The 24,085-nt window shown below is 42.6% G+C and carries 20 protein-coding genes; 6 read left to right on the top strand and 14 right to left on the bottom strand.

Annotated features, from left to right (window positions below; all coding sequences use genetic code 11):
- The first annotated feature begins 6 nt into the window (after positions 1 to 6).
- Positions 7 to 2,859: a toprim domain-containing protein gene (locus PVV66_RS04025; RefSeq protein WP_273719226.1), complete on the top strand. Its 2,853-nt coding sequence runs from the start codon at positions 7 to 9 to the stop codon at positions 2,857 to 2,859.
- Positions 2,860 to 2,864: 5 nt separating this feature from the next.
- On the opposite strand, the gene PVV66_RS04020 is transcribed toward PVV66_RS04025, so the two are convergent.
- The 4 genes from PVV66_RS04020 to PVV66_RS04005 form a co-directional block, all read right to left on the bottom strand.
- The gene (locus tag PVV66_RS04020; protein WP_273719227.1) at positions 2,865 to 3,563 is read right to left on the bottom strand and encodes a hypothetical protein; all 699 of its coding nucleotides are present in this window, start codon (positions 3,561 to 3,563) and stop codon (positions 2,865 to 2,867) included.
- 83 nt (positions 3,564 to 3,646) lie between these two features.
- Positions 3,647 to 3,955 (bottom strand): hypothetical protein, encoded by a 309-nt coding sequence (locus tag PVV66_RS04015; RefSeq protein ID WP_273719228.1) that lies wholly within the window; start codon positions 3,953 to 3,955, stop codon positions 3,647 to 3,649.
- Between the two features lie 644 nt (positions 3,956 to 4,599).
- The gene (locus PVV66_RS04010) at positions 4,600 to 4,770 is read right to left on the bottom strand and encodes a hypothetical protein (protein ID WP_273719229.1); all 171 of its coding nucleotides are present in this window, start codon (positions 4,768 to 4,770) and stop codon (positions 4,600 to 4,602) included.
- A gap of 318 nt (positions 4,771 to 5,088) precedes the next feature.
- Positions 5,089 to 5,424, bottom strand: coding sequence for a hypothetical protein (locus PVV66_RS04005; protein ID WP_273719230.1), 336 nt, complete (start codon positions 5,422 to 5,424; stop codon positions 5,089 to 5,091).
- A 505-nt stretch (positions 5,425 to 5,929) separates the two neighbouring features.
- On the opposite strand from PVV66_RS04005, the gene PVV66_RS04000 reads away from it, so the two are divergent.
- From PVV66_RS04000 to PVV66_RS03985, 4 genes are all read left to right on the top strand, one after another.
- Positions 5,930 to 6,508, top strand: coding sequence for a hypothetical protein (locus PVV66_RS04000; RefSeq protein WP_273719231.1), 579 nt, complete (start codon positions 5,930 to 5,932; stop codon positions 6,506 to 6,508).
- A gap of 1,146 nt (positions 6,509 to 7,654) precedes the next feature.
- Positions 7,655 to 7,867 carry a hypothetical protein gene (locus tag PVV66_RS03995; RefSeq protein WP_273719232.1) on the top strand — a complete coding sequence of 71 codons (213 nt, stop codon included), beginning with the start codon at positions 7,655 to 7,657 and terminating at the stop codon, positions 7,865 to 7,867.
- A gap of 1,923 nt (positions 7,868 to 9,790) precedes the next feature.
- Positions 9,791 to 10,102: a hypothetical protein gene (locus PVV66_RS03990; protein ID WP_273719233.1), complete on the top strand. Its 312-nt coding sequence runs from the start codon at positions 9,791 to 9,793 to the stop codon at positions 10,100 to 10,102.
- A gap of 132 nt (positions 10,103 to 10,234) precedes the next feature.
- On the top strand, positions 10,235 to 10,558 hold the full coding sequence (locus PVV66_RS03985) for a hypothetical protein (RefSeq protein WP_273719234.1): 324 nt from the start codon (positions 10,235 to 10,237) through the stop codon (positions 10,556 to 10,558).
- Between the two features lie 980 nt (positions 10,559 to 11,538).
- On the opposite strand, the gene PVV66_RS03980 is transcribed toward PVV66_RS03985, so the two are convergent.
- The 5 genes from PVV66_RS03980 to PVV66_RS03960 form a co-directional block, all read right to left on the bottom strand.
- A complete protein-coding gene (locus PVV66_RS03980) occupies positions 11,539 to 12,696 on the bottom strand; it encodes a DUF6990 domain-containing protein (protein ID WP_273719235.1) in 1,158 nt (385 codons plus the stop codon).
- A gap of 12 nt (positions 12,697 to 12,708) precedes the next feature.
- Positions 12,709 to 13,071, bottom strand: a complete 363-nt coding sequence (locus PVV66_RS03975) for a hypothetical protein (protein ID WP_273719236.1) — start codon at positions 13,069 to 13,071, stop codon at positions 12,709 to 12,711.
- 747 nt (positions 13,072 to 13,818) lie between these two features.
- Positions 13,819 to 14,007, bottom strand: a complete 189-nt coding sequence (locus tag PVV66_RS03970; RefSeq protein WP_273719237.1) for a hypothetical protein — start codon at positions 14,005 to 14,007, stop codon at positions 13,819 to 13,821.
- 836 nt (positions 14,008 to 14,843) lie between these two features.
- Positions 14,844 to 15,404 carry a hypothetical protein gene (locus PVV66_RS03965; RefSeq protein ID WP_273719238.1) on the bottom strand — a complete coding sequence of 187 codons (561 nt, stop codon included), beginning with the start codon at positions 15,402 to 15,404 and terminating at the stop codon, positions 14,844 to 14,846.
- Positions 15,405 to 15,684: 280 nt separating this feature from the next.
- Positions 15,685 to 16,281, bottom strand: a complete 597-nt coding sequence (locus PVV66_RS03960; protein ID WP_273760953.1) for a hypothetical protein — start codon at positions 16,279 to 16,281, stop codon at positions 15,685 to 15,687.
- A gap of 986 nt (positions 16,282 to 17,267) precedes the next feature.
- Between PVV66_RS03960 and PVV66_RS03955 the strand changes: the two genes are divergently transcribed.
- Positions 17,268 to 17,783, top strand: coding sequence for a short-chain dehydrogenase (locus PVV66_RS03955; RefSeq protein ID WP_273718938.1), 516 nt, complete (start codon positions 17,268 to 17,270; stop codon positions 17,781 to 17,783).
- Positions 17,784 to 20,718: 2,935 nt separating this feature from the next.
- On the opposite strand, the gene PVV66_RS03950 is transcribed toward PVV66_RS03955, so the two are convergent.
- From PVV66_RS03950 to PVV66_RS03930, 5 genes are all read right to left on the bottom strand, one after another.
- On the bottom strand, positions 20,719 to 20,895 hold the full coding sequence (locus PVV66_RS03950; RefSeq protein WP_273718937.1) for a hypothetical protein: 177 nt from the start codon (positions 20,893 to 20,895) through the stop codon (positions 20,719 to 20,721).
- Between the two features lie 598 nt (positions 20,896 to 21,493).
- Positions 21,494 to 21,769, bottom strand: a complete 276-nt coding sequence (locus PVV66_RS03945; RefSeq protein WP_273718936.1) for a hypothetical protein — start codon at positions 21,767 to 21,769, stop codon at positions 21,494 to 21,496.
- A 167-nt stretch (positions 21,770 to 21,936) separates the two neighbouring features.
- Positions 21,937 to 23,085, bottom strand: coding sequence for a DUF6990 domain-containing protein (locus PVV66_RS03940; protein WP_273718935.1), 1,149 nt, complete (start codon positions 23,083 to 23,085; stop codon positions 21,937 to 21,939).
- A 13-nt stretch (positions 23,086 to 23,098) separates the two neighbouring features.
- Positions 23,099 to 23,476 (bottom strand): hypothetical protein, encoded by a 378-nt coding sequence (locus tag PVV66_RS03935; RefSeq protein WP_273718934.1) that lies wholly within the window; start codon positions 23,474 to 23,476, stop codon positions 23,099 to 23,101.
- Between the two features lie 253 nt (positions 23,477 to 23,729).
- Positions 23,730 to 24,080: a hypothetical protein gene (locus PVV66_RS03930; RefSeq protein WP_273718933.1), complete on the bottom strand. Its 351-nt coding sequence runs from the start codon at positions 24,078 to 24,080 to the stop codon at positions 23,730 to 23,732.
- Positions 24,081 to 24,085: the final 5 nt, after the last annotated feature.

Here is a 24,085-nt window from a genome sequence, read left to right as displayed (position 1 = left end):
AGACCCATGAGCACAATTTTTGAAATCAAACAAAAACTTATCGCACAAGCAGATAGAATAGCAGAAATGCTTCTTCCCCAAGGGCATAAACGCGGCAATCATTGGATTGTTGGCAACACACGCGGGGAAGCCGGACAAAGTTTATCGATTTGCTTAAGCGGCAGTAAAGCAGGCCTTTGGTATGATTTTGCAGAAGGCATTGGAGGCGATATTTTAGACCTTTGGTGTGAAGTCAAAGGCATTAGCCTCTCTCAAGCCTTAGAAGAAGCACGCACAACTCTCAATTTGACACGCCCCAAACCTTTTATGGTCCCTCATCGTTCCTATCACCGTCCACCGGTTCCTAAAGGGGACACCCCGCAAAATCTCGTAAAAAACTATCTCCATAAAGAACGCTGCATCCCGCTAGAAATTATAAAACGTTACCGCATAGGAGAAGAAGGCGAAAAAATCATTTTCCCCTTTTATAAACCTGATGGCACCCTTGCTTTAGTCAAAGAACGGCTCGCTCAAGCGGGAGCAAAAACAAAACCTACAGCCGCCCAATGTGAACCGATTTTATTTGGTTGGCAAGCCCTTTACCCCACAAACCACACACCCACGCACACCTCACAACCCACACCCTCAGCAACCCACGCCGCCACGCACGCCTCCCAACCCGCGCCCTCAGCAACCCACGCCGCCACACCCGCCTCCCAACCCACACCCTCAGCAACCCACGCCGCCACACCCGCCTCCCAACCCACACCCTCAGCAACCCACGCCGCCACACCCGCCTCCCAACCCACACCCTCAGCAACCCACGCCGCCACACCCGCCTCCCAACCCGCGCCCTCAGCAACCCACGCCGCCACACCCGCCTCCCAACCCGCGCCCTCAGCAACCCACGCCGCCACACCCGCCTCCCAACCCGCGCCCTCAGCAACCCACGCCGCCACACCCGCATCCCAACCCACACCCACAACAGCCCACACCACCACGCACGCCTCCCAACCCGCGCCCACAACAGCCCACACCACCACGCACGCCTCCCAACCCGCGCCCACAACAGCCCACACCACCACGCACGCCTCACAACCCACACCCACAACAGCCAACATACCCACACACGCGCCCCAACCCACATCCGCAATAGCCCACACCACCACGCACACCTCTCACCCCATACCCTCAACAACCCACACCTCTACACACGCCTCTCAACCCACATCCACAACAGCCCACACCGCCACGCACACCTCCCAACCCGCGCCCGCAGCAGCCAACACCACCACGCACACCTCTCACCCCATACCCTCAACAGCCCACACCGCCACGCACACCTCCCAACCCGCGCCCGCAGCAGCCAACACCGCCACGCACACCTCCCAACCCGCGCCCGCAGCAGCCAACACCGCCACACACGCGCCGCAACCCACATCCACAGCAGCCAACACCACCACGCACGCCTCACAACCCGCACCCGCAACAGCCAACACCACCACACAGACCTCACAACCCGCGCCCGCAACAGCCCACACCACCACGCACGCGCCGCACCCCGCACCCGCAACAGACCACGCCCCAACACATGCCTCTCAACCCACACTCGCAACAACTCACGCGCCCCACCACACCTCCTCAGATCACGCGTCGTTTCCCACGCTTTCTTCAACAAGCCGGACCATTGTCATCACGGAAGGGGAAATTGATGCGCTTTCGCTCGCCGCCTATGGATATCCGGCGGTCTCTGTACCCTTTGGCGGGGGAAAGGGCGGGAAACACAATTGGATTGAAAATGAATTTGATCATTTAGAAGCTTTTGAAACCATTTTTTTAGCCACCGATATGGACCAGCCTGGAGAAGAAGCCGCCCATGAAATTGCCAGCAGGCTTGGACGCCACCGTTGCTACCGTGTCCGCTTACCCCGCAAAGATGCCAATGATTGTTTAACCGCAGGCATTGATGCAGCCACCATAAAAGCAGCTTTTTCTTCAGCAAAAAGCTTTGCACCAGAAGGCTTACGGCGCGCCTCAGACTATAAAGATCAAGTGATTGGGCTTTTTTGGCCAGAGCCTGAAAAACATCTTGGCTATACGGTTCCCTATCCGAAACTGAAGGACAAATTGCATTTTCGCCCCGCAGAATTAACGCTTTGGAGCGGTGCCAGTGGAGCAGGCAAAAGCCAATTGTTGTCCGACTGTATTCCCCATTGGATTGCGCAAAACAGCCGTCTTTGCTTAGCATCTCTAGAGATGAAAGGAGAACAATCCCTCCGGCGTTTAACCAAACAAACGGGCGGCTTAGAAAAGCCTACAAAAGAGACCATTGAACGTATTTTGCATTTTTTAGACAATGGGCTTATTCTTTATGAACATGTTGGTAAATCAAGTGTCGACACCTTGCTTGATGTCTTTGATTATTGCCGCGCACGCTATGGTTGCGATCAATTTATTATCGACAGTCTGATGCGCCTTGGCATTGCCTCTGATGATTATGCGGGACAAGAACAAGCGGTTTATAAAATGGTGGATTGGGCTGTTTTAAACAGTGTGCATATTCATCTTGTCGCCCATGCCCGCAAAGGGGGTCTCGATAAAGATATCCCCGGAACAGAAGATATCAAAGGTGCCTCAGAAATTGGTGCCAATGCTTTTAACATCATCACCATTTGGCGCAATCGATCCTTAGAAGACAAAATCTTCGCCGCCTCGCTAGCCCAAGAAAAAGCAGATTTAGCCAAACGCCCCGGTGTCATTATGAATATTGCCAAACAACGCTCTGGTGATTTTGAAGGCAAAGTCGGTCTTTGGTTTGATCCCCAAACCTACCGCTATCGCTGTTCTTTTGAACAACCACCCCCACGGCGTTATCTTTAACGCCCCTACACCACCCCTCGCTTGAAGAGTGCCTTCCTCATCACACGCACAGACTTCACGCCATGATAAATAAAAGGAGTAAGAAATCCAGTAATGAAGATCAAGATATCCTCATTTGAAAACCAAAGCCAACTCAAACCCAGATGCTCTGCTCCCCAACGAGTAAAATTAAAGACAGTTCCCAAAATGCAACAAAACAGCAGAAAATTCAAAACACGCAACGCCCTCTGCAACAGAGTATCGCTCTGTTTGCGTAGAAAGAACTCCAAGAGCCCCTTCAACAAGAGTGCAAAGACCAACACCATCAAGAACATTCCCCTGACACCATTCATATCCCTGATACCCACAGCAAAAAGCATAAGGATAACAGCCATCAGACAACAAAATAGGATCGGCTTCACGAACTCTTGCCAAGCAACCGGCAGACTCGTGACGCCCCAATGCCCCAAACCAAGGACAGCACCAAAAAGAAAAGAAAACACCGCCCCTTTCAACAACAGCTCCTGGCTCCAAGCCAAACGCCCCGCACCCACAGAAATAAAACCAAGATAGACACTCACCAAGCCATAAAAGACCACCCATCGCCCCCAAAACCGCCATCTTGTAACCCCACGACGCGCAGCCAGCTTATCAAGAAAAACCAAAGCAACAGCAAAAAGGCCCCAAAATACCACCAACAGTACAAGCCACAAACCCTGCGACATTTATATCTCCCCACAAATAATAAAATGAAAGAAAACGCTCAATTAAAAAAATACCCCAATTAATTAAAAAAAACACCTAAGTGTCACCCAAAACGCTTTGCCCTTAGATCAATAAGAGCAAAGACAAGACCAAAGATCAAGCCCCACAGAACATAAAGCACCCAGGGGATTGAGAACCAAAGCCAGCTCAAACCCAGATGCTCCGCCATCCCATAACCCCACTGAGAGGCAAGACCCACAAAGAAGCAAAAGACACTATTTTTAAAGAAAGCCTTTTTTGTAAGCCCTAAACGCTTCATAGCGATACGCGCACTGATATAAATAGAAGCCACGGAAAGACTCATCATGCCTAAAAGCATCAACAACGGCAAAATGACCCCATCAAGCGACATCACTTAAAGCTCCCCCATTAAATCACGCAAGGAAAACGTTCATGGTGCAACAAAACATCCCTCTTTTCAAGAACAAAAAAACACCCAATCCCCCCCACAAATCCCCACGCGCACACTCTCCGCATACGCACCCTGCAATACGGGGCTTTCACACATCTTCTCCCCCACATCAGCCCACATCTCCTTCTACACCCGAACCGCAGCATGGAATTCATATAATCCACACACACACCAATACATACCTTCCTCCATACCCCTTCATGATAGCCCAAGCAACATTTCAATTTTTTAAAAAACAAGCCGACGTTTATGTGGAATATCCACCCCAAAACACGATCCTCTAAAAAAATGCCTTCCTCATCACACGCGCAGACTTCGCTCCCTGACAAGTCAAAATAAAGAAAAATGTACTTATAATGGTCAATACATCCCGATTCGAGAACCAAAGCCAACTCAAACCCAGATGCTTTGCTCCCAAAGAAACAAAGAAAAAGATAAGTACCCAAATGCAAATAAACAGCAGAAAATTCAAAACACGCAACGCCCTCTGCAACAGAGTATCGCTCTGTTTGCGTAGAAAGAACTCCAAGAGCCCCTTCAACAAGAGTGCAAAGACCAACCCCATCAAGAACATCACCCTGACGCTATCCATATCCCTGATACCCACAGCAAAAAGCATAAGGATAACAGCCATCAGACAACAAAATAGGATCGGCTTCACGAACTCTTGCCAGAAAACCAGCAGTCTCCCCACACCCCAATGCACCAAACCAAGGACAAGCCCAAAAAGGCAAGACACCAACAGTACAAGCCACAAACCCTGCGACATTTATATCTCCCCACAAATAATAAAATGAAAGAAAACGCCTACGATGTAAGCAAAAACCCCATCCTTTTTAAGAACCAACCTAACATCACACCAACACACAGCGTTGCCTCATGAAAAAAAGTGCTCATAAAATGAACAAGAAATACAAAAATGCAAATCGAACCCCACTCATTTGAAACCCAATGCCAAGGCACATCAAGATGCTTCACCTCCCCATATGCCAAACCAAGGATAAAGCCCAACAAGCAAATCAAGGCAAAGCTTTTCAAAGAATGAAATCCTAAACCCAAAACGCCCTCCCTCTCTATAAACTTGCCCCTTTATAAACAAGCCCAAGGATAATGCCCCAAAGGACACAAAACACCCATTTATTTGAGAACCAAAGCCAAGTCAAACCAAAATGCTCGGCTTGCTTATAAATAAAATCCGAAAGAGCAGCCAAAATGATGCTAAACAACACCATCTTGAAGAACAAACCCTTCGTTACACCCCGCCGCTGCATGACTCCATAACTAAACATAAGGACAATGCCGGGAATGCCATAAAATGCCAAAGCGCGTAAAAAGACGCCCCACGTCATCCCAAGAGCCTTCATTTCTATATAAATAGCCACAGAGACAAAGACCACAATGCCGCTCAACACTAATCCCCTCAGAGACAAAACCCTGCGCACCATCACTTTCCTCCCGCATCAAGTCACTCAAGAAACACATCACTCAAGAAAAATATCCACACGACAACAAAAGACAATGCAACAAAACACCCCTCTTTTCAAGAACCAAATCCATGGTTTTTCCACCCCCCCACAGCACAACAATCCTAGCCACACTCCAAGACCACACCCCCTCTCTCCACCCCCAAGCCCCCCACCTTCTCTCTAATCCTCTCTTTTATGAACATGCCCTGCGCCACTTGCCCTTACACGCCTCAACGCACACCCTCAGCAGCCCACGCCACCACCCACGCGCCCCAACCCGCACCCGCAAATAACCTAAGCGCCCATACACGCCCACACATGCCAACCCATGCCCCCTCTCTTCACGCCCCCTTCCTCCTCCACGTCTCCCCTCTCACGCCCTCTATTCATGAAACCAAGCAACATTTTTTAAACGAAAATCAAACGATAATTTATTCAAGGAGATGATATGAACCATCAAGAGAAAAAAAATACACCCCTTCTTAAGCCTTACGAGAACGCCCCCCAAGAGAAAGAAAAGCATAAGGGTCATTTAAAGACGCAAGAAATCCCCCTTGAAACCAGCAACCCTTATTTTCAGCCCACGCATCCAGAAAGTTCCAGCAACCCGCGCACCATCAAAGCCCTTGTCAATGCACAAAGAAATCCCATTGCGCTTTTATATGCGAAGGGACATCTGAGTAAGGCCCAATATAAAGCCGCAGAACGTTTTTATTTTTACTGGCGACACAGTCAGGCAAACCTCCACATGAGCCTTGACACCACCCGTGAAAAAGTTTCCTGTAGCCAAAGCTATACCCACCCCATTGAACGGCAAATAGAAGCCTCCAATCATTTAAAAACAATCAAAGTACAACTTGGTATTCTTGGCTATTCACTGCTTGAGCGGGTTATCGGTTATGGCCAAGCGATCAAAGAATTAAGTCCTTCAAAACGCAAACAAAACTCCCTTGCCGATCATTTACGAGATTGTTTAGACTTACTTGCCTTTCATTGGGGATATGCAAACCATAAACATTCTGAATAATCCCTCTCGCCATTCAGGGCAGCAGCCGACGTTGCCCCACTCTCAAGGGAAAATTTCCCCACACACGCCGCGCAACACACCAAATGGTATCCCCCTCCATCTCCACCACACCTCAGACACACGAACCTCACAAAACCCCGGCAATCAAGAGGCATACCCTTTAAAAAAACAAAGCCTCTCCCCCCACGCTGGTCCATAACTATGAAGGGCTTGTTCGTTTTTTTATTGAAGCATAAGTATGGTTGCATGCCTCATAACATCTTTAAAGACTTAATTGACAGTGAATTTCAGAATAAACATTCAATGGAAAAGAACTATTCATGACTTTTTAAGGCATAAAGAGAATTTTTTTTGTAAAAAGTATTCTTTATATTGCTCTATTTTCAATTCTCTGCTACTTATAAGAAGTAGTCTTGTTTAAAGGTGAATTTTTGTATTTAATGCATTTTTTTTAGATTTACTTTTTTTGATATTTCTTATTACCCAATGTTGAAAAGCTTCCTGTTATTGCCTTCTGTTTGTAGCGGAGGGCTTTTTTTTATGACTGTATTGTCTTAAACCTTCTTAACTTTGTGATATTCTTCCATAAGATCTCCCTGCAAAATAGGTCATTCTTTTGTCAAATTGACTGAACATTCCTCCCTTCAAAGGACGAGGAGTCTCAATCGGGCCTGCAAACAGCCTGGGTTCTTATCCCTCTTGGCTTCTCATTCACTTTTGGTTTTCCCATGCATAGAATTTACCTAAAACTTAAAGCGCGCTTATCGCGCTTAAAAATATTCACCACACCTTCAAAAAAAACACTTCAACCTATCAGGCTGCTTTATACCCCCCCACAAAGGACGAGGGATTTTACAGCATACGCTGTTTTACGACACAACAGAATCACTGATATTAGAATCGCTGATATTTTTTCTTTATTGAAAGGCTTGTATCATGGCAATTGGGTGATGGATTCGTTTTTTATTGCTCATCTTAAAAATCTTAGAATTAGAATTAAGAGAGCCAACGCTCTTAAGCTTCTCTTCCTTCGACGCTGTTTTATATTGAGTTTATCAACCCCTCCCCTTACCCGTTACAAACAGCAGAACCCCAGGAGAGCTCATGTAAAATAAAACACTTCAAACAAAATGATAAAGAATCATAATGCCTCTTAATCAACACTATCACGCTCCAAGAACCGTCATCACGAACGATCATCTCCCCCCACAGCCTCTCATATCATTGAGCACTGGCAAAATGTATGATGAATGCCGCCTTTCTCTTTTATATATGAAGCGTAAAGATGGGGAGCGCAATAAGTTTGATATCATTTGGGATTTATCCCCCTTCACCGATAAAGCCGCGAAATGGATATGACGCGTATTGAGAAATATTAAAAGATAGCCCCCATATTCCGTTTGGAGCGTTCTGTTTTGCATGAGAAGCATTCCTCCATGAGAACTCTCCTCCTTTAGAGAAACAAAAGCGTGAGTCGCAAAATGTGAGAAAAGCGCATAGCACCTCATATTCTTCCCACAAGTGTTTTCTTTCTGCTGAGATAAACCCAAAATAGCTGTACCAGCCTTCTCCCCTTATCGAGATCCGCCTCCCAAAATACAAAAGTTGATTATGATAAAGCAGCATTCTTTAAGGGCGGTATTCATAAAGCCGTTGAAATAATTGAAATATTAAACCACTGCTATTGGTACAAGCAAAAACCAAACTATAGGAAAATGCCTCATGAATCTTGCATGACTTAAGAAAATCAAAAAAAAAACAAAAAAAAAGCACAAAAATATCTTAATTCTCATAGAGATCTCAGTATTCATTATAAAGACATGATCAGTGAGTCTCACTCTATAACCCTCTCAAATATTAGGAGACACAGTAAATATCTATAGTAAATACAAAAACCGGTGGAGATAAAATAGAAAATGAATCTCCTGGGCTTTCTCTATTTTTATGAGATATGCCTTTCCCTATGGATGCGCTCTGCCTTCAAAGAGTGCACCCTTCCTCTCAAGGGATACATGCCTAACCCTCATGGCACGTATCCAATCTCATAGAGGGTGCACTCTGCCTTCAAAAGAGTGCACCCTTCCCCTCAAGGGATACATGCCTAACCCTCATGGCACGTATCCAATCTCATAGAGGGTGCACTCTGCCTTCAAAAGAGTGCACCCTTCCTCTCAAGGGATACATGCCTAACCCTCATGGCACGTATCCAATCTCTAGAGGGTGCACTCTGCCTTCAAAAGAGTGCACCCTTCCCCTCAAGGGATACATGCCTAACCCTCTCATGGCACGTATCCAATCTCTAGAGGGTGCACTCTGCCTTCAAAAGAGTGCACCCTTCCCCTCAAGGGATACATGCCTAACCCTCTCATGGCACGTATCCAATCTCTAGAGGGTGCACTCTAGCCCTCATAAAGAGTGCACCCTTCCCCTCAAGGGATACATGCCTAACCCTCTCATGGCACGTATCCAATCTCATAGAGGGTGCACTCTGCCTTCAAAAGAGTGCACCCTTCCCCTCAAGGGATACATGCCTAACCCTCATGGCACGTACCCAATCTCTAGAGGGTGCACTCTAGCCCTCATAAAGAGTGCACCCTTCCCCTCAAGGGATACGTGCCTAACCCTCATGGCACGTATCCAATCTCATAGAGGGTGCACTCTAGCCCTCATAAAGAGTGCACCCTTCCCCTCAAGGGATACGTGCCTAACCCTCATGGCACGTATCCAATCTCTAGAGGGTGCACTCTAGCCCTCATAAAGAGTGCACCCTTCCCCTCAAGGGATACATGCCTAACCCTCATGGCACGTATCCAATCTCATAGAGGGTGCACTCTAGCCCTCATAAAGAGTGCACCCTTCCCCTCAAGGGATACATGCCTAACCCTCATGGCACGTACCCAATCTCATAGAGGGTGTATTTAAGCATAAAAAGAGCGCACCCTTCCCTTCACGGGGTTGACACAACTTTCACCACATCTCATTTTAATGAACCCTCATTTTTATAAATCTTTAGTCAATGGCACAAAAAGAATTTTGTTAGCAGTTCTTTTGTCACCCATCTTACGGGATTCCACTTCCGGACAGAGCTTTCAAGCTTTTTTAAAATATCCAAAAATGGAATCAGAAAGAATTGATTTAGGCAATTAAGAGTAAATTTTGTCAAAATATAGACAAAGTTTATTCTTTTTTATGACTGTTGTATTTTTACTATAGTCATTTAAAGTGAATCTATATATGATCCGTATCGATATTTATTTATAGAAATAAATATAGGAGAAAACTATGAATATCAGATATTTTTTCGTAGCAGGGGCAATCACAAATGGTTTAGCTCTTGCGATTCAAAAGTCTGATCGTATAGTCAATAAACAGCCCTCTCCTATTGTTGCTCCTTATACTGGTGAGAAAACGCATTTACAGTTTTTAAACCCCGTAGGGAGCCCTTCGGATACATTGAATATACTGAGAATAAATAACAGACAAGAATCAATAAACAATATATATGAAAAAGCAAAAAGTTTATTGAATGCAATAGTTAGTTTTTTAGGATTGATTATTGTATATTTTATAAAAATAATTGCTGTTAAAATATAAAATACAAACAGCGCTTAAAATAAAATTATATACATTTTGTATACATTGAAAATTAAACAAAAAGGCCCTTTTAAAAGAGGACCTTTGTTTATCGATATTTATTTATAGAAGTAAATATAGGAGAAAAAAACTATGAATATCAGATATTTTTTTATAGCGGGGGCGATTACAAGTGGTTTAGCTCTTGCGATTCAAAAGTCTGATCGTATAGTCAATAAACAGCCCTCTCCTATTGTTGCTCCTTATACTGGTGAGAAAACGCATTTACAGTTTTTTAAACCCGTAGGGAGCCCATCGGATACATTGAATATACTGAAAATAAATAATAGAACTGCATCAGAACAAGCATTAATAGATAATATATATGGAAAAGGAATAAATTTATTAAATGCCTTCGCTAGCTTTTTAGGCTCCCTTATTATATATTTCATACAGCTGATTTTTACTAAAGCATAAGACACTAAAAGTTCTTAGAGTAAAATTGTATACATTTTGTATACAGAGCAAAATTAAATAAAAAGGCCCTTTTAAAACGGGGCCTTTGTTTTTATTGATCCAATGTTACTCTCCTAAAAGACAACATTTTTTACTTTCCCACATTTCAAAAGACAAAAACTTTAGATCCCAGGCTCTCCCCTCACACCTCTTTCATTAATGATGGCCACAATCTCAGTTCTTCCAGTAAATTCTCTGTTTTCAAGAAAATAGCCTTGGTACCCTCCACACCATAGGATTCATGTCCAAGCCTCGATGAACAAGGCACTTACACGAAAACACCACAAGTTTTCATACCAATATCCACACCTGAAAGGAGTATCGCCACGCCGTCAAAGAACGTTTTTATCACGCTCTCTCCCCTATAAAGAACGAAATTTCTCAATCTATATCAATTGGCTATATCAATTGGTAGAAAATCCAGTTTTTCTTGAATCGTTTTCGCCTCTTGCATACTTCACCCCCCACGCCGGAAACAACAGTGTTTTCATAAGCTCTATGGGAAAATCTTGCCCTCAAATATTCATCATACACTTTTACAAAAAACAACAGAATGTGTAAAAGATCACCCTACTTAAAACCATAGCATTTTACGCAGTCAATCATGATGTATTCTACTTTATTCAGCAGAATATTTTCTTATCTCTAGCGTGCTTTTTTTCACATAATGAAAGCATAAAGCGCGTCTTCTAAAAAAAAAGAAATAGACTTCAAAAAAACAAGAAAAGGACAAATTTTCCATCATTTGTCCGCCCCTATTTTTAAGAATCAAATTATTTTCAGATTATTTTTTTAAAACATGCTGTACTTCTTGATTCTTTCGAGCCCTTTTATTTTGCTTTGGTATCAAAGCATCTCAATGGTGGCGCTTCCCCCTTTCAACAAGAATGCTTTTCTTCAAATCAGGGGGGACTTCAACAAGTGCATAAACTAATCAATTTTTATATATCCATAAATGCAGGTTCACCATCTTTGATATAAGTAATATCCGGGGAATATTTTACGCCCCCTTTTTCAAAGACACATGGTTTATCACTCACAGTGTATCCTTGTTCCCTTAATTCTTGTTTTTTCTCCTCGACTAAATTTTTATGCAAAGTGCGTTTTTTATTGCACAAATTAGGGTCTCTCACTCTAAAAATCTGATAGCCCTCCACGTCTATAGAGAACATCAGAGCAACCTGTTCCAGCAGACCGTAACTGAATTTTCCAGCCTTTTTCACCTCTTGCGCCATTACCATCGCGCGTTCCAGATGAACTTTTTCAATGGTTTCATCAAAGCCAAGTGTCTCGCCTGCCGCAAAACGTTCGTCATAAGAACCTAAAGTCTCCACATCCCCCAGCAAGGCAAGAGCACCAAGATGCAGCAAAGCATAAGGAGCCAACTCTGCTTCAGCCGTTGACCATGTTAAAGAGTCTTTTTCCCAAGGTGGAATACGATATTGAGAGCAAAGCATTTCATGCAAACAATCATCTTCCATTGTCCATTTTAAAGTTTTATCAAGGGCTTTTTTAAAACGTGCAACGCTTACTTTTTCTTCAAAAATTTCCAATCCATTGGGCACAAAATTGATAAACATCGTTGGCAAAACCCCCGAATTATGAGGATTAATGGTCTGACAAGCGGCCGCAAAAATACCACTCATAATGAGAAGCCCGCGATCAAAGGGTGAAAAGTCTTCCACTTGTTCTTCGTTATAGAGAAACTGCACTTCACGATCAGGTAAAAAGAGCGTTGCCAAATAATCTCCTTTTCCCTCAATGTCCACGGACCACCCCAAGCTTTTTAAAAGCACTGTTGCACTTTCTATCGTGAGAATTTCATGATCATCATAATCGACAAAGGGTTCTTTTTCCTTTTCCTTTAGTTTCAAACGCCTCTCCTGCAGCACGCCTTCATCTTTCCAAAACTGCTGAAGCGCGAGATCATTTTCTTTAAGCACTTCTTCCAACACGCCTTTCACTTGGACATTCATTTTCATCCGTTTAAAGACAGAGATATAAAGAGCCAAAACAAGCATGATAATAATTATGAAAACAGCAATAACCACCCAGAATGCGGGATCTAAGAGACGTACGACGATAGGATCAATGTTCATTTTTTCCCCTCATTATTTACAAAGCCCGTGCGACAGAGAACTTATTTGCTCTCGCTCAGAGAGCGCTTGGTCTAGTTTTTGAATATTTTCCTGCAATTCACACGTCACTTTTTTACGAAGCCGTAACATCACCGGAATCAATAAAAGGGCACAACCGATTATGAAGTCTGTTGTTTTCAGGATAACGGCATGCACAACATGTTGCCACCCTATCAGCTGCCAATTTAAGACCTCTGGTAATTTTAGCATCATTATCCAGATGATAATAATAACCGCAATAGCGAAGATAATTTTATAATCCTTTGCTGAAAGCAACGCTTGCTGAAACGAAAAAGAATGCGCTTCTTGCTCTGATACCCAATTTTGCTCCTGCATTTTTCCCTCTCACTCTTTGAAAAAACCCATACGGTAGAGAGCTTATTTGCTCTCGCACAAAGATTGTTTTTTTCTCGTTTCTGGATCTTTTTTTTCAATTTACGCATGATGATGCATGCAAAACCCCAATATCACTGGAATCCGGAATTAAGAAAAGTGCACAAGCCGTTATGACTTGTGTCATGATAAAAATTATAAAGAAATCATAATATTCGTGGCGCCTTAGCCCCTTAACCACCCTCTCCACTCAAACGATGAAGGAAATCCCAATTTCTCACTCTAGGCTTTAGAACCTCATACCTCTCAGCCCACATTGCCTTTAATCACCGCATTTCCTTTAATCAAGGGCGGTCGACAATTCAAGCTTTTTCTGCCCCAAAAGTCCACCCTCAACTCTGTTCAGCAAGGTTTTAGGACAAAACCCCAAAGAACATCAAAACATCTTAAGAGAAAAAATGTGATAAGGAAATCCCAATTTCTCACTCTAGGCTTTAGAACCTCATACCTCTCAGCCCACATTGCCTTTAATCACCGCATTTCCTTTAAACAATGACAGTCAACAATTCAAGCTTTTTCTGCCCCAAAAGTCCACCCTCAACTCTGCTCAGCAAGGTTTTAGGACAAAACCCCAAAGAACATCAAAACATCTTAAGAGAAAAAATGTGATAAGGAAATCCCAATTTCTCACTCTAGGCTTTAGAACCTCATACCTCTCAGCCCACATTGCCTTTAATCACCGTATTGCCTTTAAACAATGACAGTCAACAATTCAAGCTTTTTCTGCCCCAAAAGTCCACCCTCAACTCTGCTCAGCAAGGTTTTAGGACAAAACCATAAAGAACCCCAAAACATCTTAAGAAGCAAAATATGATAGAGAGCAATAACCATCAATCTCGAATTTCTCATCATTTCTTCAACCATTTTTTGCCCGCTCATGATTCCTCAAACGCTATCTCCTGTTCTTTCACACGCTTTTCAGTTGTTGTTTTAAACAGTAATATTTTCTCGCCTGCTTAAAGACACCATAATAAAGTTCCAAAATCGTTATGGGAAAACACGCAGTCCAAAGTGTCACGAGCAGAAGCACGAGACCAAATACCATGACAAGAATATCATCTATTTTTACCTATCACCCTTTTTATACCGATGCTTTTGGTGACGGGTTATTTCCCCCCGTTGCCGGTGTATTTCTTTCAATTTTCGAGTATTTTTTTTCAACAAACGCCACAATATTATGCAGACGATCAACATAATTGGAATCAAGGCAACAACACACGCGACACTCACTTCCCAAAGTAGGCAGAAAGAGTGAAAAAGGGGTGTATCCTGCCACCCTGTCAATTTTTCTTGTTCCAAAGCTGGAAAAAAGAAAATCCTGTTCCCCAGCTCAATGATGAGTGAGAGGAAACAAAGAACAATACATTCTTGCTCAAAAAAAACTCTTGCTCAAAAAAATCGTGCAGTCCGTTATAAAATTTTGAAATTTTCCCCTTCATTTGCACTTCCCTTTTTAGACAAACATATTTCTTTTCTCACGCCCACTCTTTTAAGCACGACGAAAAGTGCGATATATGCCATTCCCTTGTTTTCTGGTAAATCCCCCAGATTAAAAAAACGCTCTTACTTTCCAAATGATAAGAGCCTCATCATCATCACCAACGACAATGGGCTTCTTTCCCCTCAGACTTCTTGCCCCTCTTTGCCTGATGATTCTTCTCCCCCCTCTTCTTGTGTCACGAGAATGCGTAAACCTTGCATCTTCTCCCTCACGATCACTGCGCAAGCGCTCTGTTAGGCTCTTCTTTCACGCGTTTCAATTCCTTTTTGACGCGACAATACATTCTCACGCGCTTGAAGACAAAATAATAAAATTCCAGAATAAGCATGACAATCCCCGCTGTAAAAAACATTTCAAACAAAACGATAAAGCAAAGGAATACGATAAAAACACGGTTTATTTTTTCTTTATCGTTTTTTGAGGGATTATTTTGTCGCCCCCCCATTAAGACCCATTCCCGAAGAACCTCATCCAACTGCTGAATCTTTTTTTTCAACAAATGCATTAAGATGAAATAAAGCACCAAGAGAACAGGCATCAAAGCAAACACACACACCATGATGACTTCACGCAGCACAAAGAGTGCCAAAAGCGTGCTATCTTGGTCGACAGTCAATTTCCATTTAAATTCTAAGGGCATCAAAAGAGCGCTATGACCTATCCCAATCAGGATAGAAATAAGGCAAATGATGCTGTGCTCTTTATAAGAAAGAAAGGTCTCTTCAAGAACAAAAGAACGCAGCCTTTGCCCCCCCGTTGAATTTTCCCCCTTCATTTGCTCTTCCTTTTTTACGCAATGAGTTATTCTTTTTCTTTCTTGCACAAATAATCTCTCAAGTAAAATCCATTGTCGTCAAACAGAATGCTTCACAAGATACGTGTATTGCAAAGTTCTTATATTCCTTATGGTGCCAATCTTTCAATACCGCCCCTTTACGGGCTTGTTTTAAAGAAACCATCTTCTCAACACTCCCACACCAAGGCCCACCACAGCCATTTCATGATGGTGCCCCTAAATACTCCTATCCATAAAGGATATAACAGTAACACTCTGATCAATATATAAAAACCATCACCCCCATCGCTTTAAAAGGATCATCTAGCGCCATCATAACACCTCCACCTAACCCCACCGCCACAAACAACCACCCAGCCTCAACAAACAACACCCCAGCCTCCACAAACAACCACCCCAGCCGCAACAAACAGCCACCCCAGCCGCCACAAACAGCCACCTCGCCTCCACAAACAACCACCCCAGCCTCCACAAACAGCCACCCCAGCCGCAACAAACAACACCCCCAGCCTCCACAAACAGCCACCCCAGCCGCCACAAACAGCCACCCCACTCCACGGACAACCACCTCGCCCCCACGGACACCCCCCCCAGCCGCAACAAACAGCCACCTCGCCTCCACAAACAACACCCCCACCGCCACAAACAACCACCCCAGCCTCCACAAACAGCCACCCCAGCCGCAACAAACAGCCACCCCAGCCGCAACAAACAGCCACCTCGCCCCCACGGACACCCACCCCACGCCCCACGACAAGCCACACCATTGGCGGCTGCAACAGCCTATTCTTGCTGCTGCCATAACAACCTTTTTGAGAATGTTCATAAAAGGCATTTTTATTCTTCTCTCAGCCATTTCCCCCTCCTCCCACTTCATGACATGCAAGAAAGTGATTTATGCAATCTAAAAAATTCAATCTAATAAAATTTACAATGAGAACATCTTAACGCACTCTCATGCAACGAAGAGCCAATGATCATAAACATTCACAATAGAGCTCTTTCATTTTCATTGGAGATCTTGCAAGCCAATAGACGATCCCTCTGAAACAACTCTTTTTGTGATAAAGTGTTTTAGCATGAATGAAAGTGCCAACGTTTTCTTTCAAGTTTTAGGTGTTTTTTTAAACAATACTGTTAAAGTCGCTTCATTCGATCACCATGCGATACAAACACAATGGCTCTTTATAAACAGCATGATGATATGCATCATTTTTTTACAATCCACCATAAGCCTTGCATAAGACTTATCATGAAAAAGGGGAAAGCTTTTGAATAGAGCAATTGTTTTGGGGTCTGTGCGTCAACTTTCATGAATATTAGCCAATTATTTAGCGGATTGCCTCGTGAAGCGGGGTACATCCCTTCATTGGGTTGATTTGCGTGCCCCCCCCCTTGCCGATAACAAATCCAGATCATCATCAAGATGAGACTCATTTCCAAGTGCTGCGGTCCGCCAGTTTGTCAAAACCATCGCAGCGGCTCGAGGGTATTCTTCTCACAAGTCCCCTTTATCAAGGCTCATATTGAAACGTTTTAAAAAATTCTCTTGATAATTTAGCCTATAATGCCTTTTTAAATAACCCTGTTGGGCTTATCTCTCATAGGAGAACCACCCCAAAATGTGCATAACCGTGTGAGCATCTATTGCTGCTAGTGCACACGCTTTATGGGTATGCCCTCCAATGTCAAATCGCCTCTTCCAACGAGGATTTTGCATCAAATGACGAAGGTTGTACTTGGCAAGTTATAAGTAAAGAGATACAAACACGTTGTGAATGACTTTCTGATGAAAAGTGCACATTTTTAAAGCAACGCGCTTCAAGCAAAGAGGGAGGGGACATGAAAAAAAAGGAACCGCACTATCGTTATCTAATCGTAGGGGGCACAGGGATGCTTGCTCCTTTGTGTCAATCCCTCAAGCCAAAAGAAGCCATTATCGCCGCACGCTTTCTTTCGCATAAAGTCCAGTTTGAAGCGTTGCAAAAACAGCATATGTGCGTACCGTTGAATTATGATTGTGCAACATCACGAACACAATTTTTAGAAGCTGTGAGCCAATGGCGTGATCTAAAATATTGCGTATTATGGCTTCATTCGCCCGCCCATGCATTTTCTTGCGCGTTAATTGAGCAGTTGGCTCTTTTGCCTCACCCCCCGTGTATTCTTCATATTTTTGGTTCCAACACTCATGATCAAATGATTATTGAGTGCGCACACAAAAACAAGGTTGATTTCATCCCCATTCATTTAGGACAAAAAACAACATCAAAAGGTTTACGCTGGCTACCCCATAAGGAGATAAGCCAACAAATCCTGGACACCATAAAATACCACATGAAAAAACAAAATGTATAATTCAATCCCTACTTTTTCTTTTTTGACAAAGCAGGCCCGCTTGGTTTTACAGTTCTGCATTTTTACGATTTTACTTATTTACAGAAAAAAGCAAATTTCCAATAACCATCCCCATTGAAGCCTATTGATTGGCATCAGGCCCCTTCAAACAAAGGCAAACGTAAAATGAAAAACACCGTATGACACTATGCCCCTATGCCCTCTCTAAAAGCCGTAAAGCAATAGCATGATCTAAAATGATGCCTCTCCTCATAACGAATGCGATACACACTTTTTCAGCACAGCGTCTCATCGCCGCGTGACCTTGTGATATGACATCAAGCATCTGATAAAAGAAATATACAATGCCACAACAGCTATCGTTCAAAAAATTATCAAGGATTATCCAAAGCACAGAAAAAGACTACTGCAAATCAAAGTCATGATGCTCCGACTCTATTGAGAAAAAAGCATCCCTTTCCAGTTTCACAATTTTGCTCATTTACACAAAACAGCAGAGAGCTGATAAACATTCCAAGCCTATCGCTTTAATCCCTCTTCAAACAAAGGCAAACATAACATAAAAATACACCGTATGACACTATGCCCCTATGCCCTCTCTAAAAGCCGTAAAGCAATAGCTTGATCTAAAATGATGCCTCTCCTCATAACGAATGCGATACACACTTTTTCAGCACAGCGTCTCATTGCCGCGTGACCTTGTGATATGACATCAAGCATCTGATAAAAGAAATATACAATGCCACAACAGCTATCGTTCAAAAAATTATCAAGGATTATCCAAAGCACAGAAAAAGACTACTGCAAATCAAAGTCATGATGCTCCGACTCTATTGAGAAAAAAGCATCCCTTTCCAGTTTCACAATTTTGCTCATTTACACAAAACAGCAGAGAGCTGATAAACATTCCAAGCCTATCGCTTTAATCCCTCTTCAAACAAAGGCAAACATAACATAAAAATACACCGTATGACATCATACTCCCTATGCACCCTTCAAAACCATGAAGGAATAGCTTGATCTAAAATGATGCCTCTCCTCATAACGAATGCGATACACACTTTTTCAGCACAGCGTCTCATTGCCGCGTGATTTCATTGTAAAATTCAAACGTTTAATAAAAAAGCAAACAACACACCGCACATGCACCTCATACTCCTTATCTCTTTAGCATCATTTCACACACGGCTTTCCCATCACCCAATTTTCCACACGACCCCTTTCCTCCCTACGCTACTACACGCCATTCCAACTTATTTACAGCGCTTCCCTAGACACACTCTCTCTTTCACCCGCTGCCCTACAACCCTCTCTCAAATATCTTGTCTCCATTCACCTCTACGCCTCCATTAGCACCCTTTTCGCTCAACTATCCTTCCCAAATCCACCATACTCTTGATAAGTCACACACTTTTGCCTTTACAGTTCCACGCTTTTACGATTTTGCTTATTTACAGAAAAGAGTAGCAAACTGATGAACATTCCAGGCTCATTATCCAAGTCTATCGCCTAAACCTATTATTGGCATCAGCCCCCTTCAAACAAAGGCAAACGTAAAATGAAAAAACAACGTATGACACTATGCCCCTATGCCCTCTCTAAAAGCCGTAAAGCAATAGCATGATCTAAAATGATGCCTCTCCTCATAACGAATACGATACACACTTTTTCAGCACAGTATCTCATTGCCGCGTGACTTTATGGTAAAAAGCGTTCGATAAAAGAAATATACAGCGCTACAACAGCTATCGTTCAAAAAATTATCAAGGATTATCCAAAGCACAGAAAAAGACTACTGCAAATCAAAGTCATGATGCTCCGACTCTATTGAGAAAAAAGCATCCCTTTCCAGTTTCACAATTTTGCAAATTTGCAGAAAATAAAAAATATCATCTCCCCAAAAAACTAAGCTGCTTTCCTTCTCTTGCATCTCCCCCACCGATCTTCATCTTTCTTATCTTTTCAGTGCCCCCTCATACCTTCCTCAAACCCCATGCTCTACACACGACTTTTCCATCACAAAATTCTCCACACGATACCTTATTCCCAATATTTCAACACGCTATTCCAACCTTTACGCCTCTTCCCTAGACACTCTCTATCTTGCACCCGCAACCCTATAACCCCTCTCTCAAATATTCTATCTCCATTTACCTCTACGCCTCCATTTGCACCCTTTTCGCTCAACTATCCTTCCCAAAACCACCATACTCTTGATAAATCACACACTTTTGCCTTTACAGTTACACGCTTTTACGATTTTACTTATTTGCAGAGATTAGTAGAGACCAGATAACCATCCCAAAACTATTGATCACCAGCCTTTCCGCCAGTTCTCTCACCATTTCAATCTTTTCATCCCTATCCATTCCAACTTATTTACGCCTCTTCCCTAGACGCTCTTTATCTTTCACCCGCTGCCCTACAACCCTCTCTCAAATATCTTGTCTCCATTCACCTCTACGCCTCCATTAGCACCCTTTTCGCCCTATCATCCCACGACCACCATACTCTTGATAAATCACACACTTTTGCCTTTACAGTTACACGCTTTTACGATTTTGCTTATTTGCAGAAATGAGTAGAGATTCAATAACCATTCCAAACCCATTGCCAAAACCTATTGATTGCCATCAGCCTTCTTCAAATAAAGGCAAACATAAAATGGAAAGAAACAATATGCCCTCTGTATCTCCCCACGATATAAAGGCATAAAGATTTGGACACGGCACGGGTAGAAAGGTTGCAATGGTGTGGGGGCGTTGAGAGAAAGGCTGGTGATCAATAGTCTTGGAATGGTTATCAACTCTTTACAGTTTTCTGTAAATAAATAAAATCGTAAAAGCGCGGAATTGTAAAGACAGGGTGTGTGTGCTTTATCAAGAGCATGAAGGTTGTGAGAAGGATGGAGGGAAAAAGAAGAGATGAATGAAGGTTACGCGCGCTTTTTCAGCGCGGCATTTAATTGCCGTGTAACCTTATAATACGAGATCAAACGCTTGATAAAAGAAATATACAGTGCCGCAATAGGTATTATTAAGAAAAAATCAAGAATGCCCCCCAACAGAGCCATCAAAACCACCGTGGACGCTACCGCCATACCGTAATCCATTTTATTCTCTTCCTTTTATAAATTGATTGATTGGGGTTCTTTAGTCACTTCTTCCAATTGCTGAATCTTCTTGTTGAGCCGAGAGGTTAAAATTTCACGAAGGATGATAATAACAGGAACCGTTGCTAAAATACATATCCATAAAAGAACAAAGAAAAAAAAGAAAATGTACATAGAGATAAATCTCTTCTCATCGATCGAAAAATTCATCTTTGTATAGAAAGTCACATAGACATAAACTTTGAACACCATAATGATGAAAGAGAGGCATGCGTGGATGACATAATTTTTTCGCGAAAAAGAGAGCCATTTTTTAAACGCATGGGAACTTATTTCTGTGTTCAGTGCTAAGTTTTGCTGCACGATCTCTTTGCAGCTTTTTTTAGAGAAACAAAAACGCTGCGGCTGTTCTTTCATCAGACGTCTTTGTTCTTTTACTCTGAAATAGAACCTCAAACGCTTGAATAAAGAATAATAAGGCGCCACAATCATCATCATGACAAAAAGAGCAAAAACCGTCACAACCTCGAGAAAAAAACAGCCAAACGGTAGAAAAAAAATAAAAAGGGCAACACCCTCATTTCTCATGGCGATCATCTCACCGATTGATCTTTAACGGCTGTGTTTCTGCTTCCAGTTTTTGCTTTGTTTTTTCCAATTTACGCTCTTTAAAACGACGAACTCCCCAAAGGATCGGAAACGGTGTGAAAAGACAAAACCAAATCAACATCGGTAAGAGAAAAATAAGAGAACCAATCCCCTCCCATCTTGTCCACTGCAACGGCTGTCCCAAAGACTCTGCACCGGCAGGAACTTCTAAAGCCATCATGATAAGGCCCGTATAAAACATTGTATAAAAGGAGCGCCCGATCATTTGATCCCTTTCCACCCCCTTACAGCTTTCCACTAAAGATTGCGTAAATTTTTTGAATGAAAAGAAAGACTCTTCAAATATTGCGTTTTTCTCCTGCATTGATCCCCTCTGCATTTTGCATGCGCCATTTTAAGTTTTATTTAATTTACCTAAATTCTTTATTTTTCTCAATAATTTTTTTCATTAATCCCAATTTTTACATCCATATATTCTACTTTCCCATCCTTCATGTAAAGAATATGGGGACGAGCCTTTTTCCCATCAACCTCACAAATCGTGTCCTTTTCGTAAACCGTATATCCCTGTTGCCTTAATTCTTCTCTTTTTTCTTCGAGCAAATTTTCGTAACCAGAGCGTCTTCTATTGCACAAATTTGGATCTGTGATTCTAAAATAGTCATAACTCTCCACCTCCATAGAAAAACTCTTTGCCGTCTGTTGAAGCAGATCATAACTGGGCTGTTTTGTCTCTTCTACCGCCTTAGCAATCGCTATCGCGCGTTCCAGATGCTCTTCTGTAATGCTTGTCTCAAAGCCCAACCTCTCACCATTCATAAAGCTTTTGTGATAGGAGTCTAAAGTTTCAACATCACCGACCAAAGCGAGAGCCGCAAGATAACGCAGCGAATAAGATGAAAACTTAGGGTCCACAACTTTGTGTTCCCACGGAAGAATGTGATATTGAGAACGAAGCATGTTGCCAAGATCAACCTCGCCCATAGCCTTTTCGAAAGCTTTCTCAAGCGCATGGCGTAAACACCCCGCACTGACCTTTTCTTCAAAAATTTCCAATCCCTTCAGATCAAAACTCAATTCGAGAGCAATCAATCTTCCAGAATTATAAGGATCAATCGTTTGGCAAGCCGCCGCATGGATACCAGAAACCACCGCAATGGCACAATCAAATTGCAGATACCCCTTCTCAGCATTATAAAGAAACTGTACTTCACGATCTGGTAAAAAGAAGGTTGCCAAATGATCCCCTTTTCCTTCAATTTCTACCCTCCCCCCCAAACTCTTTAAAAGTGCTGTTGCACTTTCCATCGTGAGAATTTCCTCATCAGCAAGAGAAAACGCTTTGAACTCTTTTTCCTCAAATGATGGCTTCATCATCGGTGTTTCCCCACTGGACGACTCAAAAGCAACCGGTTGTTTATAAGCCACGCGTCTTAATTCTTTTGTCACTTGGCAATACAATCTCACCCGCTTGAAAGCAGAGTAATACAATGCCCAAATAAACATCATGCACACAGCAGAAAGCAGCGTGAAGAAAAAAATGCCGACACCCCACGAGAATAAAACAACTATATCTATCATTTTCCCCTCCCCTTCATGTGCTTTTTTGTCGATACGCAGCCGCTATCCGCTCCCAAGTTGCCTGCTCTAACTGATCAATCTTTTTGTTCAACAAAACCGTGAAGATGACACGAACCACAAGAGCAAAAGCAATGGGGATGAACATCAAAAAAAACTCTAATATAAACTCCATGCTGAAAAATAAAACTATCGAGATATTTCCTTCCCATCCCGTCAACTTCGACTCAAACAACATGGGTATTATGGAAACCGTTCTCAAAACTGAAATAATGAAAGCAATATAAAAGATAACTTTATAATTTTTGCGTGTCAGAAACGCTTCTTCAAGCGAAAAAAAACGTGGTTCCCTTCGTTCTCTATCCCATGTTGCATTTTGTTCATTGCTTCTCATTTTTTACCCCTCATGTGTCTAAAATTTTAAGCTATTTTCATTGATTAAAACTTTTGTCCTTACAATGAATTCAATTTTTATATCAATTCATCACGATCAATCGCTTGTTAGATCAATCACTTGGTCTTTCCTCATCTTTTATGCGCGATAGCGTCTTTTCCCTTGCCTCTAAACATCACACCAATAAAAGCGTGCCCTATAATACATAAAATATAGAAAGACCAACTTTCATTTTGCCCTCTTCTTTACGCTCTTATTTTGTTAAGAAGGAATTTTTCTCCGCTTGGCCAATTGCTTGATCCAACTGATCGATCTTTTTTTTCAACAAACGCGTAAAGATGACACGGACCACAAAAGCAATAGGGATCAATAAAACAAGAAGCACCGATATAAAAACCAATATTAAGATGAGAATGAAGAGGCTATAATTCCACCACCCTGTCAAATCCCACTCAAATAACAGCACAAGCACTATTTTAAAAGCCTCAATCATAAAAGTAATACAAAAAATGACTATATAATTTTTACGTGTTAGAAACGCTTTTTCCAAAGAAAAAGACCGTTGTTCTTCATCCGATATTGAATGTCCCCCCTGATGCCTCATTTTTA

The sequence above is a fragment of the Bartonella sp. AU16XJBT genome (genome assembly GCF_028618665.1).
In the GTDB taxonomy this organism is placed as follows: domain Bacteria; phylum Pseudomonadota; class Alphaproteobacteria; order Rhizobiales; family Rhizobiaceae; genus Bartonella.
This window is presented reverse-complemented; position numbering and strand designations above follow the sequence as displayed.